This window comes from Streptomyces sp. NPDC050534 (assembly GCF_044457745.1).
Taxonomy (GTDB): Bacteria; Actinomycetota; Actinomycetes; order Streptomycetales; family Streptomycetaceae; genus Streptomyces.
Genome location: NZ_JBITHF010000008.1, coordinates 213,231 through 230,120, shown reverse-complemented (window position 1 = coordinate 230,120; position 16,890 = coordinate 213,231). Strand labels below are relative to the sequence as shown.

Sequence of the window (16,890 nt, the reverse complement as noted above, 5' to 3'; positions counted from 1 at the left end):
TAGGGTCGTCCCGTGAGTGACGAAGACATCACGCTGACCGCGGGCGACGCGGAGGTGACCGTGCGGCCGGGCAACGGCGGCCGGGTTGCGGGAGTGCGCGTCGGTGGCACCGAACTGCTGCGCCAGGGAGAGCGCTTCGGCTGCTTCCCGATGGCTCCCTGGTGCGGGCGGATCAGGGACGGCCGCTTCCGGGACGGCGCGACCGTCCACCAGATGCCCCTGAACTCCCCGCCGCACGCCATCCACGGCACCGCCCGCGACGGCGCCTGGAGCGTCGTGCGCACGCACGACGACGAGGCGGTCATCTCCTACGAGCTGGTCGAGCCCTGGCCCTACCCGGGCCTTGTCACGCAGCAGTTCGCCCTCACGCCGGATTCCCTGACGCTGACGTTGTCCGTGGAGACGCACCGCCTCTCCTTCCCGGCCCAGGTCGGCTGGCACCCCTGGTTCAACCGCGCCCTCGTGCGCGAGGACGGTGCCGTCGGTGAGGACGTACGCCTCGATTTCACTCCGGCCTGGCAGGAGGAGCGCGGCGCGGACCACCTGCCCACCGGAGACCGCGTCGAGCCGAAGCCCGGCCCCTGGGACGACTGCTTCGGCACCCCCGGCGGCGTCGACGTCACCCTGACCTGGCCGGGGCAGCTGGAGCTGAAGGTGACCAGCCGCGAGGAGTGGGTCGTCGTCTACGACGAGCAGCGGGAGGCCGTGTGCGTGGAGCCGCAGACCGGCCCGCCCGACGGTCTGAACACCCTGCCCCGCCAGATCACGCTGCTGGAGCCCCTGGAAGCGACGATGACCTGGGCTTGGCGCCGCCTTTAAGCTGACTGGCATGACGGACGTCAACGAAGTAATGCCGCCAGGCACACGTGGCGAGCTGCTGCAGCAGATCAAGGACAAGGCCGTGGTGCACGGCAAGGTGACCCTGTCATCGGGCAAGGAAGCCGACTACTACATCGACCTTCGCCGGATCACCCTGGACGGCGCGGCGGCACCCCTGGTCGGTCAGGTCATGCTCGACCTGACCGCCGACATCGACTACGAGGCCGTCGGCGGGCTGACCCTGGGGGCCGACCCCGTGGCGACCTCGATGCTGCACGCCTCGGCCGCGCGCGGGAAGGTGCTCGACGCCTTCGTCGTGCGCAAGGCGGGCAAGGCGCACGGCCTGCAGCGCCGGATCGAGGGCACCGAGGTCAAGGGGCGCCGGGTGCTGGCCGTCGAGGACACCTCGACCACGGGCGGCTCGGTGCTGACCGCGGTCGAGGCGCTGCGTGAGGCCGGCGCGGAGGTCGTCGCGGTGGCCACGATCGTGGACCGTGCCACCGGCGCCGCCGAGGCGATCGCGGAGCAGGCGGGCGTACCGTACGTCTTCGCCTACTCCAAGGACGACCTGGGCCTCGACTGAGGTCTCGCCGGGCTGCCCGCGGGCCGTTGTCCACAGGCCGGACAGGGGCGGAGCACCGGGCCGAGTCTGGAAAGATGGGGCCGACGATGACGTCATCCCCAAGGTCTAGGTCAGGGCCGTAGTACGCAGATCGCCAACCGCACATACCAAGGAGCCGACAGATGCCCATCGCAACTCCCGAGGTCTACAACGAGATGCTGGACCGGGCGAAGGCAGGCAAGTTCGCCTACCCGGCCATCAACGTGACCTCGAGCCAGACCCTGCACGCGGCGCTGCGCGGTTTCGCCGAGGCGGAGAGCGACGGCATCGTCCAGATCTCCACGGGCGGCGCCGAGTTCCTGGGCGGCCAGTACAGCAAGGAAATGGTCACCGGCGCGGTGGCCCTGGCCGAGTTCGCGCACATCGTCGCCGAGAAGTACCCGGTCACGGTCGCCCTGCACACGGACCACTGCCCGAAGGACAAGCTCGACGGGTACGTACGCCCGCTGCTGACGGTCTCCGAGGAGCGCGTCAAGGCGGGCCGCAACCCGCTCTTCCAGTCGCACATGTGGGACGGCTCGGCGGAGACCCTCGCCGACAACCTGTCCATCGCGCAGGAGCTGCTGGAGCGCGCCCGCGCCGCCAAGATCATCCTCGAGGTCGAGATCACCCCGACCGGTGGCGAGGAGGACGGCGTCTCGCACGAGATCAACGACTCGCTGTACACCACGGTCGACGACGCCATCCGCACCGCCGAGGCCCTGGGCCTGGGCGAGAAGGGCCGCTACCTGCTGGCCGCGTCCTTCGGCAACGTCCACGGCGTCTACAAGCCGGGCAACGTCGTGCTGCGCCCGGAGCTCCTGAAGGAGCTGAACGAGGGCGTGGGCGCGAAGTACGGCAAGCAGTCCCCGTTCGACTTCGTCTTCCACGGCGGCTCCGGCTCCACCGAGCAGGAGATCCGCACCGCGCTGGAGAACGGCGTGGTCAAGATGAACATCGACACGGACACGCAGTACGCCTTCACGCGTCCCGTCGCCGACCACATGCTGAAGAACTACGACGGCGTGCTGAAGGTCGACGGCGAGGTCGGCTCCAAGAAGCTCTACGACCCGCGCACCTGGGGCAAGCTGGCCGAGGCGAGCATGGCCGCGCGCGTGACGGAGGCCTGCGGCAACCTGCGCTCGACCGGCACGAGGATCAAGTAACCGGAGGCGGCCCCGGCCGCCTTCTTCCGCGAGCCCGGTGCTACGGCACCGGGCTCGCTGTATACCTGGGGTCATGCCCGACGTCCGGATCTCCTCCCCGCAGGGCAAGTGGATCCTGCTCACCACCGTCCTCGGCTCCAGCATGGCCATGCTGGACTCCACCGTCGTCAACGTCGCCCTGCCGCGCATCGGCAGCGACCTGCACACCAACCTCGCCGCGCTCCAGTGGACGGTCAACGCGTACATGCTGACGCTGGCCGGCCTGATCCTGCTCGGCGGCTCCCTCGGCGACCACTACGGCCGCCGCAAGATCTTCGTCCTCGGCGTCGTCTGGTTCGCCGCGGCGTCCCTGCTGTGCGGTCTCGCCCCGAGCTCCGGCGTCCTCATCGCCGCCCGCGCCCTGCAGGGGGTCGGCGGCGCGCTCCTCACACCGGGTTCCCTCGCCCTGATCCAGGCGTCGTTCCACCCCGACGACCGCGGCAGGGCGGTCGGCCTGTGGTCCGGCTTCGGCGGCATCGGCGCGGCCGTCGGCCCGTTCCTGGGCGGCTGGCTGGTGGACGGCCCCGGCTGGCGCTGGGTCTTCCTGATCAACGTCCCTGTGGCCCTGGTGTGCGCCCCGATCGCCGTGCGCCACGTCCCCGAGTCGTCGGACGGCCGCTCCCACGGCCGCTTCGACGTCCTCGGCGCGGTCCTCGCCGCCCTCGCCCTGGGCCTGGTCACCTACGCCCTGATCGAGGCCCGCCAGGGCTCGCTGGTCGTCGCCGTGACCGCGGTGGCCGGAGTGGCCGCGGGCGTCGCGTTCGTGCAGGTCGAGCGGCGCAGCCCGGACCCGATGATGCCGCTGGACATCTTCGCCTCGCGCCAGTTCACGTCCGTCAACCTGGTCACCCTGTGCGTGTACGCGGCGTTCGGCGGCTTCTTCTTCCTCACCGCCCTCCAGCTCCAGGTCGCCGTCGGCTGGACGCCCCTCGGCGCCGGTACGGCCCTGCTGCCGACCACCGTCCTGATGCTGCTGTTCTCGGCCCGCTCCGGCGCCCTGGCGGACCGCATCGGCCCCCGCATCCCGCTCACCGTCGGCCCCCTGCTGTGCGCGGCCGGGATGCTGCTGATGCTGCGGGTCGGGCCCGGCGCCTCGTACGTGCGCGACGTCCTGCCCGCCGTCCTGGTCCTGGGCGTGGGCATGGTCACGCTGGTCGCCCCGCTGACCGCGACCGTCCTGGGCTCGGTGGACACCGCGCGGGCGGGCCTGGCCAGCGGCATCAACAACGCCGCGGCCCGCGCGGCCGGCCTGATCGCGGTGGCCGCGCTGCCGCTGCTCGCCGGCATGGGCCCGGAGGCATACCGCTCGGCCGCCGCCTTCAACGACGCCTTCCACCAGGCGATGATCATCTGCGCCGGCGTGCTGGTCGTCGGCTCGGCGGTGGCCTTCGCGACCGTGCGCTCCCTGCCCGCGGGCTGCCGCCACCCGGAGTGCCGTACGCACGGGTCGGTCACGGCACCGCCGCTGGAGGGGCAGCGGGCCGCGAAGCTGCCGGCGACGGCGGAGCGGACGCCCCGCGGCGGTTGATGCCGCAGACTTGGACGCATGTCGATTCACGAGAACCTCCTCGGGGGCCCGCCCCCGGCCCACCTCCCCGACGACCCCGCGCCCCGCGAGCTGCTGGCGAGCGGCACCGCGCCGGCGGACGTCGCCGCCAAGTACCCGACGTCGTCGCTGGCCTGGGCCCAGCTGGCCGACGAGGCGTTCGAGCGTGGCAGCGTCGTGGAGTCGTACGCCTACGCCCGTACGGGCTACCACCGCGGCCTGGACGCCCTGCGCCGCAGCGGCTGGAAGGGCCACGGCCCGGTGCCCTGGGAGCACGAGCCGAACCGCGGCTTCCTGCGCGCCCTGCACGCCCTCGCCCGCGCCGCGCAGTCGATCGGCGAGCAGGACGAGTACGAGCGCTGCTCGCAGTTCCTGAAGGACTCCTCGCCGACGGCGGCCCAGACGCTGGGCTAGAGCCGGCTACGTCCGCGGGTCCGCCCGGTGTGACAGGGCGGACCTTGCGGCACCCGGAGTGATTGCGGAGGATGCCGGTGGGGACCGGGGCCCCCGTGCCGGTAACGGCAGGGGCGGACCGCTACCCGTAGCACACATCAGGAGACAGCGATGTCCCACGAGGCTTCCGAGCCCGAGACCCCGCATCTCGATTTCCAGGGCACGACGCCCTACGAGGACTACGTCCAGGCGGACGTGCTCACCCACCTCCAGCACACCCTCTCCGACGATCCCGGAGAGATGGTCTTCCTGGTCACGACCCAGGTGATGGAGCTGTGGTTCACCGTGATCGTCCACGAGTGGGAGACCGCCGCGCGGTCCCTTCGTGAGGACCGGGTGCGGGTGGCGGTCGACGCGCTCAAGCGCTCGGTGAGAGAGCTGGAGGCGCTGAACGCCTCCTGGAAGCCCCTCGGGCAGCTCACACCGGCCCAGTTCAACTCCTACCGTTCCGCCCTCGGCGAGGGCTCCGGCTTCCAGTCGGCGATGTACCGGCGGATGGAGTTCCTGCTCGGCGAGAAGTCCGCGTCCATGCTCGTCCCCCACCGCGGCGCCCCGCGCGTCCACGCCGAGCTGGAGAAGGCGCTGCACGAGCCGAGCCTGTACGACGAGGTGCTGCGCCTGCTCGCCCGGCGCGGCCACCCGGTCCCCGGCTCGGTCCTGCGGCGCGACGTCTCGCAGCGCTACGAGCCGTCGGAGGCGGTGGAGGCCGTGTGGACCGACATCTACTCCGGTGACGAGCACGCCGAACTCGCCCGCCTGGGCGAGGCGTTGACCGATGTCGCCGAGCTGGTGTGGCGCTGGCGCAACGACCACCTGGTGGCCACCCGCCGCGCGATGGGCGCCAAGGCCGGCACGGGCGGCTCCGCGGGCGTCGCCTGGCTGGAGAAGCGCGCGCAGAAGAACGTGTTCCCCGAGCTGTGGACGGCGAGGTCCCATGTCTGAGACGACCGAACCCGCCTCCAGGGCAGGCAAGCTGGACGCCGCCGACGAACTGGCCGCGGTGCGGCGGAAGTTCGTCCTCGACGAGACCGTGTACCTCGACGGCAACTCCCTCGGCGCCCTGCCGGCGGCCGTCCCGGGCCGGGTGGAGGACGTCGTACGGCGCCAGTGGGGCGAGCTGCGCATCCGGTCCTGGGACGAGAGCGGCTGGTGGACGGCGCCCGAGCGGATCGGCGACCGGATCGCGCCGCTGGTCGGGGCGGCACCCGGGCAGATCGTCGTGGGCGACTCGACAAGTGTCAATGTCTTCAAGGCACTCGTGGGCGCGGTACGGCTCGCGCAGCTCACCGGCGGCGGCCGGGACGAGATCCTGGTCGACGCGACGACCTTCCCCACGGACGGGTACATCGCAGAGTCCGCGGCCCGGATGACGGGGTGCGCGCTGCGTCCGCTGGAGCCGGCCGAGATGCCGGGCGCGCTGTCCGGCCGCACGGCCGCCGTCCTGCTGAACCACGTCGACTACCGCACCGGCCGCCTGCACGACCTGCCCGGTCTGACGGCCGCGGTCCACGCGGCGGGCGCGGTGGCCGTCTGGGACCTGTGCCACAGCGCGGGCGCGCTGCCGGTCGGGCTGGACGAGCACGGCGTCGGCCTCGCCGTCGGCTGCACGTACAAGTACCTCAACGGCGGCCCGGGTTCACCCGCGTACCTCTATGTGCGCGGCGATCTCCAGGACCGCTTCGACTCCCCGCTGCCGGGCTGGAACTCCCATGCGGAGCCCTTCGGCATGCGGTCCGCGTACGAGCCCGCGTCCGGCGCGCTGCGCGGCCGGGTCGGCACCCCGGACATCCTCTCCATGCTCGCCCTGGAGGCGGCGCTCGAGGTCTGGGACGGCGTCACGGTCGAGGCGGTGCGGGCCAAGTCCCTCGCGCTGACGGACTTCTTCCTGGAGTGCGTGCGGGAGTACGTACCGGCGGGCCGCGTGGAGTCGCTGACCCCGGAGGCCCACGCGGAGCGCGGCAGCCAGGTGGCCCTCCGATGTGCGGACGCCGGGGACGTCATGAAGCGGCTGATCGGGCGGGGCGTGGTCGGGGACTTCCGGCATCCGGACGTCCTCCGGTTCGGCTTCACCCCCCTCTACGTCGGCTTCGGCGACGTGGAGCGGGCGGCCCGGGTGCTGGCCGAGACGCTCGCCGGATAGCCTCCGCGCTCGCCGCGCGGCCGGGCGGTCCCTCGGAACTGCCCGGCTTGCGCGGTTACAGAACCGTTTCCCCCTCACCGAGCGTGACATCCCCGTATCCCCGCACGTCACGGGCCTGATACCGTCCCCGCCAACGGCCGATTTCTCATTTGGTCCGCCAAATACGTTACGTCGCTGAGAGGTTGGAGCATGCCGGACGACGCCGCAGCAGCCCGGGCCGCCGCCGAAGAGGAGTCGGCGTTCGCGCACCCGGCGGTCGACCCCGACTCCACCGTCTCGTACGGGGACCACCCCGACCAGCTGATCGACTTCTACGTCCCGCGCGTGGAGACGGTCCCGGGCAGCCTCGCCCCGCTCGTCGTCGTGCTGCACGGCGGCGCCTGGCGGGCGGCGTACGACCGCAGGCACATCTCCCCGTTCGCGGACTTCCTCGCCCGGCGCGGGTTCGCCGTGGCCAGCGTGGAGTACCGGCGGGGGAGCGCGATCCCGGCGCAGGGCGGGAGCGGTCCCGTCGCGGGGCGGTGGCCGGAGACCTTCGACGACGTCGCGGCCGCGCTGGACGCCTTGCCCGGCCTGGTGCGCGAGAGCCTGGTGCAGGCCGATCCGCGCCGCATGGTGATCACCGGGCACTCGGCCGGCGGCCATCTCGCGCTGTGGGCGGCGGCCCGCCATCTGCTGCCCGACGACGCACCCTGGCGCATCGGCCGGCCCGCGCCCCTGCGCGGGGTCGTCGCCCTCGCCCCGATCGGCGACTTCGAGGTCGCCGACAAGCTCGACGTGTGCGGCGGGGCCGCGCGTCAACTGCTGGGCGGCGACGAGAAGTTCGCCGAGCGCCGGCCGTACGCCGACCCGTCCCTCCTGCTCCCCACCGGCATCGCGACCACCCTCGTCCAGGGCCGCGGCGACCTCACCGTCCCGCAGGCGGTCGCCGAGTCCTACGCGGACGCGGCCGCGAAGGCCGGCGAGGTCGTGGGCCTCACCCTCCTCGAAGAGGTCGGCCACTTCCCCCTGATCGACCCGGCGGCGGACGCGTGCGCGGTGGTCGCGGAGGAGATCGCCCAACTGGCCTGGTGACGCTCTCCGCGGCGCCCTTGCGGATCGCCTTCGGCCGCCGTAGTACCTGAGAGGGAGGCCGGAGGACCATTCTCACTGGTGACGCCCGGGACCCCGGCCTGCGCCTACCGTTTTCCCGTGACCGACACCAGCCAGACGCAGTCGACGCCGCCGGAGCCGCCGGAGGGCGCGTTCGAGCCGTACAAGCCGCGCAGCCCGGAGTTCCGGGCGGCCATGGACGCCCTGGGCGGGCTGCGGCAGGACCTGTTCCACGACGCCTTCGCCTACCGCCCGCTGCCCCGGGCGAGCGCCGAGGGCAGGCTCGCCCGGCGGCTGCCCGGCCGGATGCGCGAGTACGCGACCTGGGCGCCGCACATCCTGATCACGGCGGCCGGCCTGCTCGCGATGCTCATCGCCACGAGCGGCTTCCGCGGCGCGGGCGTCAATCTGGCCCTCGGCCTGCTGGCGCTGGTCCCGGTCCTGCTGACCATGGTCCGGCCGGTCGGCGCGTTCTGGCTGTCGATGCTCGCGACCCCCGTCGCCGCGGTGCTCGACGGCAACTGGGACGGTCAGTGGCCCTGGCCGCCCGGCAGCTTCGCCTGCCAGCTGTTCGTCCTCACGATCGTGGCCATACGCACCAGACCGCGCACCGCCGCCTGGATGTGGGCGCTGACAGGGGTCTACGGATTCGTGGTCGGGAGCCTCCTCGAAGGTGGCCACTACTTCGGCCCGAACACGATGGAGCTGCTGTTCGTCTCGGCCGTCGTCCTGCTTGCCGTCACCGTCTGGCACATCCGGCGCGACGCGAGGCAGGAGGTGAGCGCGCAGCAGACGGTGACCGCGCACGAGCGGTCCCGCCGCACGCTCCTGGAGGAACGCACGACGATCGCCCGTGAGCTGCACGACGTGGTCGCGCACCACATGTCCGTCGTCGCCATCCAGGCGGAGGCCGCCCCCTACCGGGTGGAGAACCCGCCGCCGGAGCTGGAGCGCGCCTTCGCCACCATCCGGGAGAACGCGGTGGCCGCGCTCACCGAGCTGCGCCGCGTCCTCGGCGTCGTCCGCGCCGAGGACTACGAGGCCCCGGACGCCCCCCAGCCCACCCTCGCCGACCTGGACGCGCTGCTCGCGAACGTGCGCGAGGCGGGCCTGAGCGTCGACAAGACGGTGACCGGAGCGGTGCGTGAACTCCCGCAGGGCGTCGAGCTGTCGGCGTACCGCATCGTCCAGGAGGCGCTGAGCAACAGCCTGCGGCACGCGCCGGGCGCGGGCGCGCGCGTCGAGATCGGCTACGTCCTCGGCGGCCTGGGTCTGCGCGTCGTCAACGGCCCGCCGCCCGAGCCGAGCCTGGTGAAACCCTCGCCGGGCGCCGGTCACGGCATCACCGGCATGCGCGAGCGCGTGTCCATGCTCAGCGGCGAGATGACGGCGGGCCGGACCGGCGAGGGAGGCTACGAGGTGACGGTGTTCCTGCCGGTCGCCGACACCAGGGACGGTGACGCATGACCATCCGTGTCCTGATCGCGGACGACCAGATGATGGTGCGCGAGGGCTTCTCGGTCCTGCTGAACGCGATGCCGGACATCGAGGTGGTCGGCGAGGCGGTCAACGGGCGCGAGGCCGTCGACCGCGTGCGTGAACTGGCCCCCGACGTCGTCCTGATGGACATCCGCATGCCCGAGCTCAACGGCATCGACGCGACGAGGGAGATCGTCGCGGCCGACACCACGGCCAAGGTCCTGGTTCTCACGACCTTCGACCTCGACGAGTACGTGTACCAGGCGCTGCGCGCGGGCGCCTCCGGCTTCCTGCTCAAGGACGCCTCGGCCCGCCAACTCGCCGACGGCGTCAGGGTGGTGGCCGCGGGCGAGGCGCTCCTCGCGCCCACCGTGACGAAGCGGCTGATCACCGAGTTCTCCAAGCTGTCGGAAGCACCGCGCCACCTGGCGGCCGCCCAGGCGGCCTACGGCGACCTGACCGAACGCGAGACGGAGGTCCTGATCCTCATCGCCCAGGGCCTGTCGAACTCGGAGATCGCCGGGCGGCTGGTGGTCGCCGAGTCGACGATCAAGACCCATGTCAGCCGCATCCTGGTGAAGCTGGGCCTCAGGGACCGCACACAGGCGGCGGTGTTCGCGTACGAGGCGCGGCTGGTGACACCGGGATGATCACAAAGGTCGCCGGCGGCGGCACCCGGCCGAGGCCCCCCTGGTCACAGCCGGGTACCCCGGGCTAGCGTCCCCGCATGGCAGCCTTCGATCCCTGGGACCCGGACTTCCTGGCCGACCCCTACCCCGCCTACGCCGAGCTGCGTGCCAAGGGCCGGGTGCACTACTACGAGCCGACCGACCAGTGGCTCGTCCCGCGGCACGCCGACGTGTCGGCCCTGCTCAGGGAACGCCGGCTCGGGCGGACGTATCAGCACCGCTTCTCGCACGAGGACTTCGGGCGGACCGCGCCGCCGGCGGAGCACGAGCCGTTCCACACCCTCAACGACCACGGGATGCTCGACCTGGAACCGCCGGACCACACCCGGATCCGGCGGCTCGTCTCGAAGGCGTTCACGCCGCGGACCGTCGAGCAGCTCAAGCCGTACGTGGTGGAGCTGGCGGGGCGACTCGTGGACCGGCTCGTCGAGGCCGGCGGCGGTGATCTGCTCACCGACGTCGCCGAGCCGCTGCCCGTGGCCGTCATCGCCGAGATGCTGGGCATCCCCGAGGCCGACCGGGCACCGCTGCGGCCCTGGTCGGCGGACATCTGCGGGATGTACGAGCTGAACCCCCCGCAGGAGACGGCGCGCAAGGCCGTGCGGGCCTCGGCCGAGTTCTCCGACTACCTCCGCGAACTGATCGCCGAGCGGCGCAAGGAGCCGGGAGAGGACCTCGTCTCCGGGCTCATCGCCGCCCACGACGAGGGTGACCGGCTCACCGAGCAGGAGATGATCTCCACCTGCGTGCTGCTGCTGAACGCCGGCCACGAGGCGACGGTGAACGCCACCGTCAACGGCTGGTGGGCCCTGTTCCGCAACCCCGCCCAGCTGTCCGCCCTGCGCGCCGACCACTCCCTCATCCCCTCCGCCGTCGAGGAGTTGATGCGTTACGACACCCCGCTGCAGCTCTTCGAGCGCTGGGTGCTGGACGAGATCGAGATCGACGGCACGACGATCCCGAGGGGCGCGGAGATCGCGATGCTCTTCGGCTCCGCGAACCACGACCCCGAGGTCTTCGCGGACCCCGAGGCCCTCGACCTCACCCGCAAGGACAACCCCCACATCTCCTTCAGCGCCGGCATCCACTACTGCATCGGTGCCCCACTGGCCCGTATCGAACTGGCGGCCTCCATGACGGCCCTCCTCGACCGGGCCCCCGCCCTGAGCCTTGCGGAAGAGCCGACGAGGAAGCCGAACTTCGTGATCCGGGGGCTGGAGGGCCTCGCCGTCACTGCCTGAGGCGTCGTCCGAGGCAGCGGACCGAGGCCCGGGCGGCCCCGCGCCCTCAGGTGGTCATGTCCCGGCGCCGCAGCCCCGCCAGCCCCGCCCCCACCAGGACCACCGACAGCCCGAGCAGGATCAGCACCGGAGTCCACTCCAGCTGCCCGCCCGGCAGCTTCGGCAGATGGCCGAAGGGGGAGAGGTTCAGGACCGCCTGGGGGGCGTTCAGCGCGGGGCCGACCCAGCCGATCAGGAGGACCGCGCCCGCGACACCCCAGGCCGCCGTCGCCGCCCGGGGCAGCACCCCGTACAGCAGCACCGCCAGCCCGCCGATGACCCAGATCGCCGGGAGCTGGACGAGGCACGCCCCCAGAATGGCGCCGGCCTCCTTGCCGTAGCCGACGATGAAGCCGAGGCCGGTCAGGAGCATGATGAGGACGGAGCCGCCGAACGCGATGACCAGGTGGCCCGCGGCCCAGCGCAGCCGGCCCACCGCGTTCGCCAGGACCGGTTCCGCGCGGCCGGACGTCTCCTCGCCGTTCAGCCGCAGCACCGAACCGACCACGTACAGCGCCGCGATCAGGCCCATCATGCCGACCATCGAGGCCAGGAAGGCGTCCGTCAGACCGCTCTGGCCGCCCATCCGCTCGAAGATCTGCCGGGCGTTCTCGTTGTCGCCGACCAGATCGGTCACGCCGTCCGTGAGGCCGCCGTAGACGATGCCGACGACGAGGAACGAGATGCCCCAGCCGAACACGCTGCCCCGCTGCAGCCGCCAGGCCAGCGCGCCCGCGGTGCCGAGGCGGCCGGTCGCCGGTCCGGGGCGGGTGGGCAGGAAGCTCATGCCCACGTCCCGGCGGCCCGCCAGCTCGTAGGCCACCGCGGCCTGGATCGCGACGGCCGCCACGAACAGCAGCAGCACCCACCAGCGTTCGCCGGCGTACGGCCGCAGGTTCTCCAGCCAGCCGATCGGGGACAGCCAGGTCAGGACCGACGAGCCGTCGTCGCTCGCCGAGTCGCCCGCCGCGCGCAGCACGAAGGCCGCGCCGAGCACCGCGGAAATCAGCCCCCGGGCCAGGCGCGCGCTCTCCGTGAGCTGGGCGACGATCGCCGCCGTCGTCGCGAAGACCATGCCCACGGCCGCGAGGCCCAGGCCCAGGGCGAGGGCCCCCGTGCCGCCTTGGCCCGCCAGACCGGCCGTGACCAGCAGCGCCAGCACGGCGTTGGCGACCCCTGCCGCCAGCAGCGCCGCGGTGAGGGAGGCCCTGCGTCCCACCATCCCGGAGGCCACCAGTTCCTGCCGGCCGCTCTCCTCCTCGTCCCGGGTGTGCCGTACGACGACGAGGAGGCTCGTCACCGCGGCCAGCACGCCCGCGTAGACGCCGACGCGCCAGGCGGTGAGCGCGCCGATCGAGGTGTCGAAGACGGGGCCGATCAGGGCGCGGAAGGAGGCGTTGGTGGCCACCTGGTGGATCAGGTCGGTGCGTTCGGCCGGGGTGCCGTACAGGCCCTTCAGCGTGTTCGGCATGGACAGCACCATGAGCGTGTTGACCGCGACCCAGACCGGGATCAGCACCCGGTCGCGGCGCAGGGCGAACCGCAACAGGATCCCGGTGCCCGCCAGTTGGCGCGTGCCCCCGCTCCGTACCGCGAACGATGTGGCGGTCATCGCGACGCCACCTCCGCCCCTGCCGGCTCGTCCTCCTGGTAGTGCCGCAGGAACAGCTCCTCCAGGGTCGGCGGCGTCGAGGTGAGCGACCGTACGCCGGACTCGCTCAACTGCCGTAGTACGGCGTCGAGTTTGTCCGTCTCGACCTGGAGCCGCACCCGTCTGCCCTGGACGTCGAGGTCGTGCACGCCCGGCAGATGCGCCAACCCGTTGGGCGCGCCCACCAGTTCGGCGCTCACGCTGGTCCGGGTCAGATGGCGCAGGTCGGCCAGCGAGCCGCTCTCCACCGTCCGGCCCTTGCGGATGATGCTCACCCGGTCGCAGAGCTCCTCGACCTCGCTGAGGATGTGCGAGGAGAGCAGGACGGTCCGGCCGCGCTCGCGCTCCTCCTCCACGCAGCGCTGGAAGACCCCCTCCATCAGCGGGTCCAGCCCCGATGTGGGTTCGTCCAGGATCAGCAGGTCCACGTCCGAGGCGAACGCGGCGACCAGGGCGACCTTCTGCCGGTTGCCCTTGGAGTAGGTGCGGCCCTTCTTGGCGGGGTCCAGCTCGAAGCGCTCGGTCAGCTCGGCGCGGCGCCCCGCGTCGAGACCTCCGCGCAGGCGGCCGTAGAGGTCGATGACCTCGCCGCCGGAGAGGTTGCGCCACAGGGTCACGTCTCCGGGGACGTACGCGATCCGGCGGTGCACCTCGACCGCGTCCTGCCACGGGTCGCGCCCGAGCACCCGCGCGGCGCCGGCGTCCGCGCTCAGCAGGCCCAGCAGGACGCGGATGGTGGTGGACTTGCCGGAGCCGTTCGGGCCGAGGAAGCCGTGCACCTCGCCGGTCTCGACCTCCAGATCGAGGCCGTCCAGGGCGTGTGTCCTGCCGAACGACTTGTGCAGGCCGGATACCTCGATGGCGGGGTTTGCCTTCGTCATGGTTCAGAACGTACGCTTCTTTCAGAAATTTGTGAAGTTAAGGAAGCGTATGAAATCCGGTTAGGGTGGTGGCCATGACGGATGCCGCGGGGAGGGACCCGGAGGCGGTCTCGAAGTTCGTGGAGAGTTTCGCCGCGCAGCTCCTCGAGGCCGGGATGCAGCGCATGCCCGCCCGGGTGTTCGCCGCGCTGCTCTCCTCCGACGAGGGCGTGCTGACCTCCGCCGAGCTGAGCGACCAGCTGCGGATCAGCCCCGCAGCGGTGTCCGGCGCGGTGCGCTATCTGACCATGACGCACATGGTCTCGCGCGAGCGGGAACCGGGCTCGCGCCGGGAGCGCTACCGGGTGCACGGCGACCAGTGGTACGAGGCCCTGACCAACCGCGAGGCCATCATCAAGCGCTGGGAGGGCGCCCTGCGCGAAGGGGTGGCCAGCCTCGGTCCCGACTCGCCTGCCGGACGCCGTATGGCCGAGACACTCGCCTTCTTCGAGTTCGTCGAGGGGGAGGTCGCGGCCATGATGGAGCGCTGGCGGGAGCACCGCCGGGAGCTGTTCGGCGGCTAGGAAACGAGCCGCCGGGAGCTGTTCGTCGGCCAGGAGCCGGGCCTGTTCTCATCCCGGCTCCGGCGAGCACCTGGCTCGCCCTCACCCCGGATCCGGCACCGTGAGCCCCCAGGCCCCTTCCAGCACCGTCCACGTCCGCCGTCGTACCGGCCCGCACACGCCCGCGTCCGCCCGGTAGCGGAAGTCCGCTCCGGACACGCTCACGGTCCGGCCCTTCGCCCGCAGGATCGCGGCCTGCGCCCCCACGGAGGCCGGCCGCACCTCCACCTCGGCCAGGCCCGTGGCGCCCGGCGTCAGCGACACCGCGTCCACCGGCTGGTCCAGGTCCACCAGCAGCACCCCGTCGACCTCCACCCTGAGACGCGTGGGCCGGAGCGCGGGCACCGGGGCCTCACGGGCGGGCACCAGGGTGCGGACGAGGGACTGGGCCGTACGCAGCCACGGACGGCCCGCCTCCGGCGCCGGGAGCCGCCGGGCGGGCGGCGGGATGCGCAGCGCGCCGAGCACCACGCCGTCGCTGTCGTCCACCAGCAGATCCAGGCGCCGCTCGACCCCGTCGAGGACCGCCCGCGCCGCCGCCACCGCTCCCGTCGGCACCCCGAGGGCATGGGCCATGGAGAGCACGCTGCCCACCGGCACCACCGACAGCGCACATCCGGCCAGCTCCCGCTGCCGGTGCAGCAGGGAGACGGCGCGCACCAGGGCGCGATCGTCGCCCACCACCACCGGCCGGCGCGAGCCGCGCCGGGCCAGTGCCCGGGCGAACTCCTCGGGCCCCTCCGGCAGACAGACCTTCGTGTGCGCACCCGCGCTGAGCACGTCTTTCGCGATGCGTACCGACTCCCCGTCCGTCCGTCGGGCCACCGGATCGATGACCACCAGCAGCTGTTCGGAAGTCGGAGAAGTCGCCACCTCGGTCCTGCCTCGCTTCCTCGGGTAGCATCTTTGTGCAAGAGCCCCTTGCGCTATTGCGCCAGGGGCTTCGTCTATTCCGGGGCATCCGGTCCGACGGTTTGCGGCCAACGACGGCCGCGGTGCACGCGGCGGTGAACCCTACGCGTACGCCCCTGACCTTGGACATGCCCCGCCCGGAAGGGGTGTACGCGCGTGCCCGCACTTGTGCTGCTCGGTGCTCAGTGGGGTGACGAAGGCAAGGGAAAGGCGACGGACCTGCTAGGCGGATCCGTCGACTATGTGGTGCGCTACCAAGGCGGCAACAACGCCGGCCACACGGTAGTCGTGGGCGATCAGAAGTACGCCCTTCACCTGCTCCCTTCCGGAATCCTGTCCCCGGGGTGCACCCCGGTCATCGGCAACGGAGTCGTCGTCGACCCGTCGGTCCTGTTCTCCGAGCTGAACGGGCTGAACGAGCGTGGCGTCGACACGTCCAAGCTCCTGATCAGCGGTAACGCTCACATCATCACGCCGTACAACGTCACGGTGGACAAGGTGACGGAACGCTTCCTCGGGAAGCGGAAGATCGGGACCACCGGCCGCGGCATCGGGCCGACCTACGCGGACAAGATCAACCGCGTCGGCATCCGGGTGCAGGACCTCTACGACGAGTCGATCCTCACCCAGAAGGTCGAGGCGGCCCTCGACGTCAAGAACCAGATGCTCACCAAGCTCTACAACCGCCGCGCGATCGCGGTCGACCAGGTGGTCGAGGAACTGCTGGGCTACGCGGACCGGCTGCAGCCGTACGTCGCGGACACGGTCCTGGTCCTCAACCAGGCGCTGGAGCAGGACAAGGTGGTGCTGTTCGAGGGCGGCCAGGGCACGCTCCTCGACATCGACCACGGCACGTATCCGTTCGTGACCTCGTCGAACCCCACCGCGGGCGGTGCCTGCACCGGCGCCGGCGTCGGCCCGACGAAGATCAGCCGGGTCATCGGCATCCTGAAGGCGTACACGACCCGCGTCGGCTCGGGCCCCTTCCCGACCGAGCTCTTCGACGAGGACGGCGAGGCGCTGCGCCGCATCGGCGGCGAACGGGGCGTGACGACCGGCCGTGACCGCCGCTGCGGCTGGTTCGACGCGGTGATCGCCCGCTACGCGACCCGGGTCAACGGCCTGACCGACTTCTTCCTCACCAAGCTCGACGTCCTGACCGGCTGGGAGCAGATCCCGGTCTGCGTGGCGTACGAGATCGACGGCAGGCGCGTCGAGGAACTGCCGTACTCGCAGACGGACTTCCACCACGCGAAGCCGGTCTACGAGACCCTGCCGGGCTGGTCCGAGGACATCACCAAGGCGAAGTCCTTCTCCGACCTGCCGAAGAACGCCCAGAGCTACGTCAAGGCGCTGGAGGAGATGTCCGGCGCCCCGATCTCCGCGATCGGCGTGGGCCCGGGCCGGGACGAGACGATCGAGGTCAACTCGTTCCTCTGACAGAACGACCAGCGGGAGCCGGCCTTTCAGCGTGAAGGCCGAGCCTCCTCACTGCGGAGCCGCCCCACTTGGGGCGGCCCCGCAGGGCTGCGCAGTGAAA

At 71.9% G+C, this 16,890-nt stretch carries 16 protein-coding genes; 13 read left to right on the top strand and 3 right to left on the bottom strand.

Annotated features, from left to right (window positions below; genetic code table 11):
- Nucleotides 1-12 precede the first annotated feature (12 nt).
- From ACIBN2_RS26415 to ACIBN2_RS26365, 11 genes are all read left to right on the top strand, one after another.
- Nucleotides 13-819: an aldose 1-epimerase gene (locus tag ACIBN2_RS26415; RefSeq protein ID WP_399137787.1), complete on the top strand. Its 807-nt coding sequence runs from the start codon at nucleotides 13-15 to the stop codon at nucleotides 817-819.
- Between the two features lie 10 nt (nucleotides 820-829).
- Nucleotides 830-1,402, top strand: a complete 573-nt coding sequence (pyrE, locus tag ACIBN2_RS26410; RefSeq protein ID WP_399137785.1) for an orotate phosphoribosyltransferase — start codon at nucleotides 830-832, stop codon at nucleotides 1,400-1,402.
- 161 nt (nucleotides 1,403-1,563) lie between these two features.
- A complete protein-coding gene (gene fbaA / locus ACIBN2_RS26405; protein ID WP_399137783.1) occupies nucleotides 1,564-2,586 on the top strand; it encodes a class II fructose-bisphosphate aldolase in 1,023 nt (340 codons plus the stop codon).
- A 73-nt stretch (nucleotides 2,587-2,659) separates the two neighbouring features.
- Nucleotides 2,660-4,153, top strand: coding sequence for an MFS transporter (locus tag ACIBN2_RS26400; RefSeq protein ID WP_399137781.1), 1,494 nt, complete (start codon nucleotides 2,660-2,662; stop codon nucleotides 4,151-4,153).
- 18 nt (nucleotides 4,154-4,171) lie between these two features.
- Nucleotides 4,172-4,585, top strand: a complete 414-nt coding sequence (locus ACIBN2_RS26395) for a DUF3151 domain-containing protein (RefSeq protein ID WP_399137780.1) — start codon at nucleotides 4,172-4,174, stop codon at nucleotides 4,583-4,585.
- A 150-nt stretch (nucleotides 4,586-4,735) separates the two neighbouring features.
- Complete coding sequence (locus ACIBN2_RS26390; RefSeq protein ID WP_399137778.1) at nucleotides 4,736-5,566, top strand: tryptophan 2,3-dioxygenase family protein; 831 nt, start codon at nucleotides 4,736-4,738, stop codon at nucleotides 5,564-5,566.
- Nucleotides 5,559-6,764, top strand: a complete 1,206-nt coding sequence (gene kynU / locus ACIBN2_RS26385) for a kynureninase (protein WP_399137777.1) — start codon at nucleotides 5,559-5,561, stop codon at nucleotides 6,762-6,764. Before ACIBN2_RS26390 ends, kynU begins: the two co-directional genes overlap by 8 nt.
- A gap of 189 nt (nucleotides 6,765-6,953) precedes the next feature.
- Nucleotides 6,954-7,838 (top strand): alpha/beta hydrolase family protein, encoded by an 885-nt coding sequence (locus ACIBN2_RS26380; protein ID WP_399137775.1) that lies wholly within the window; start codon nucleotides 6,954-6,956, stop codon nucleotides 7,836-7,838.
- 117 nt (nucleotides 7,839-7,955) lie between these two features.
- Nucleotides 7,956-9,323 carry a histidine kinase gene (locus ACIBN2_RS26375; RefSeq protein WP_399137773.1) on the top strand — a complete coding sequence of 456 codons (1,368 nt, stop codon included), beginning with the start codon at nucleotides 7,956-7,958 and terminating at the stop codon, nucleotides 9,321-9,323.
- A complete protein-coding gene (locus ACIBN2_RS26370) occupies nucleotides 9,320-9,985 on the top strand; it encodes a response regulator (RefSeq protein WP_399137771.1) in 666 nt (221 codons plus the stop codon). The genes ACIBN2_RS26375 and ACIBN2_RS26370 overlap by 4 nt, the downstream gene beginning before the upstream one ends.
- A gap of 77 nt (nucleotides 9,986-10,062) precedes the next feature.
- Nucleotides 10,063-11,265: a cytochrome P450 gene (locus ACIBN2_RS26365; protein ID WP_399137769.1), complete on the top strand. Its 1,203-nt coding sequence runs from the start codon at nucleotides 10,063-10,065 to the stop codon at nucleotides 11,263-11,265.
- 46 nt (nucleotides 11,266-11,311) lie between these two features.
- On the opposite strand, the gene ACIBN2_RS26360 is transcribed toward ACIBN2_RS26365, so the two are convergent.
- Both ACIBN2_RS26360 and ACIBN2_RS26355 read right to left on the bottom strand, forming a co-directional pair.
- Nucleotides 11,312-12,916 carry an ABC transporter permease gene (locus ACIBN2_RS26360; RefSeq protein WP_399137767.1) on the bottom strand — a complete coding sequence of 535 codons (1,605 nt, stop codon included), beginning with the start codon at nucleotides 12,914-12,916 and terminating at the stop codon, nucleotides 11,312-11,314.
- Nucleotides 12,913-13,836: an ATP-binding cassette domain-containing protein gene (locus tag ACIBN2_RS26355; protein ID WP_399137765.1), complete on the bottom strand. Its 924-nt coding sequence runs from the start codon at nucleotides 13,834-13,836 to the stop codon at nucleotides 12,913-12,915. Before ACIBN2_RS26355 ends, ACIBN2_RS26360 begins: the two co-directional genes overlap by 4 nt.
- A 74-nt stretch (nucleotides 13,837-13,910) precedes the next feature.
- Here ACIBN2_RS26355 and ACIBN2_RS26350 point away from each other — a divergent pair, with 74 nt between their 5' ends.
- Nucleotides 13,911-14,399 (top strand): GbsR/MarR family transcriptional regulator, encoded by a 489-nt coding sequence (locus tag ACIBN2_RS26350; protein WP_399137764.1) that lies wholly within the window; start codon nucleotides 13,911-13,913, stop codon nucleotides 14,397-14,399.
- An 81-nt stretch (nucleotides 14,400-14,480) separates the two neighbouring features.
- Here the strand turns inward: ACIBN2_RS26350 and ACIBN2_RS26345 are convergent, their stop codons facing one another.
- The gene (locus ACIBN2_RS26345; protein WP_399137762.1) at nucleotides 14,481-15,311 is read right to left on the bottom strand and encodes a diacylglycerol kinase family protein; all 831 of its coding nucleotides are present in this window, start codon (nucleotides 15,309-15,311) and stop codon (nucleotides 14,481-14,483) included.
- Nucleotides 15,312-15,506: 195 nt separating this feature from the next.
- Here ACIBN2_RS26345 and ACIBN2_RS26340 point away from each other — a divergent pair, with 195 nt between their 5' ends.
- Complete coding sequence (locus ACIBN2_RS26340; protein WP_399137761.1) at nucleotides 15,507-16,790, top strand: adenylosuccinate synthase; 1,284 nt, start codon at nucleotides 15,507-15,509, stop codon at nucleotides 16,788-16,790.
- The last annotated feature ends 100 nt before the right edge of the window (nucleotides 16,791-16,890 follow it).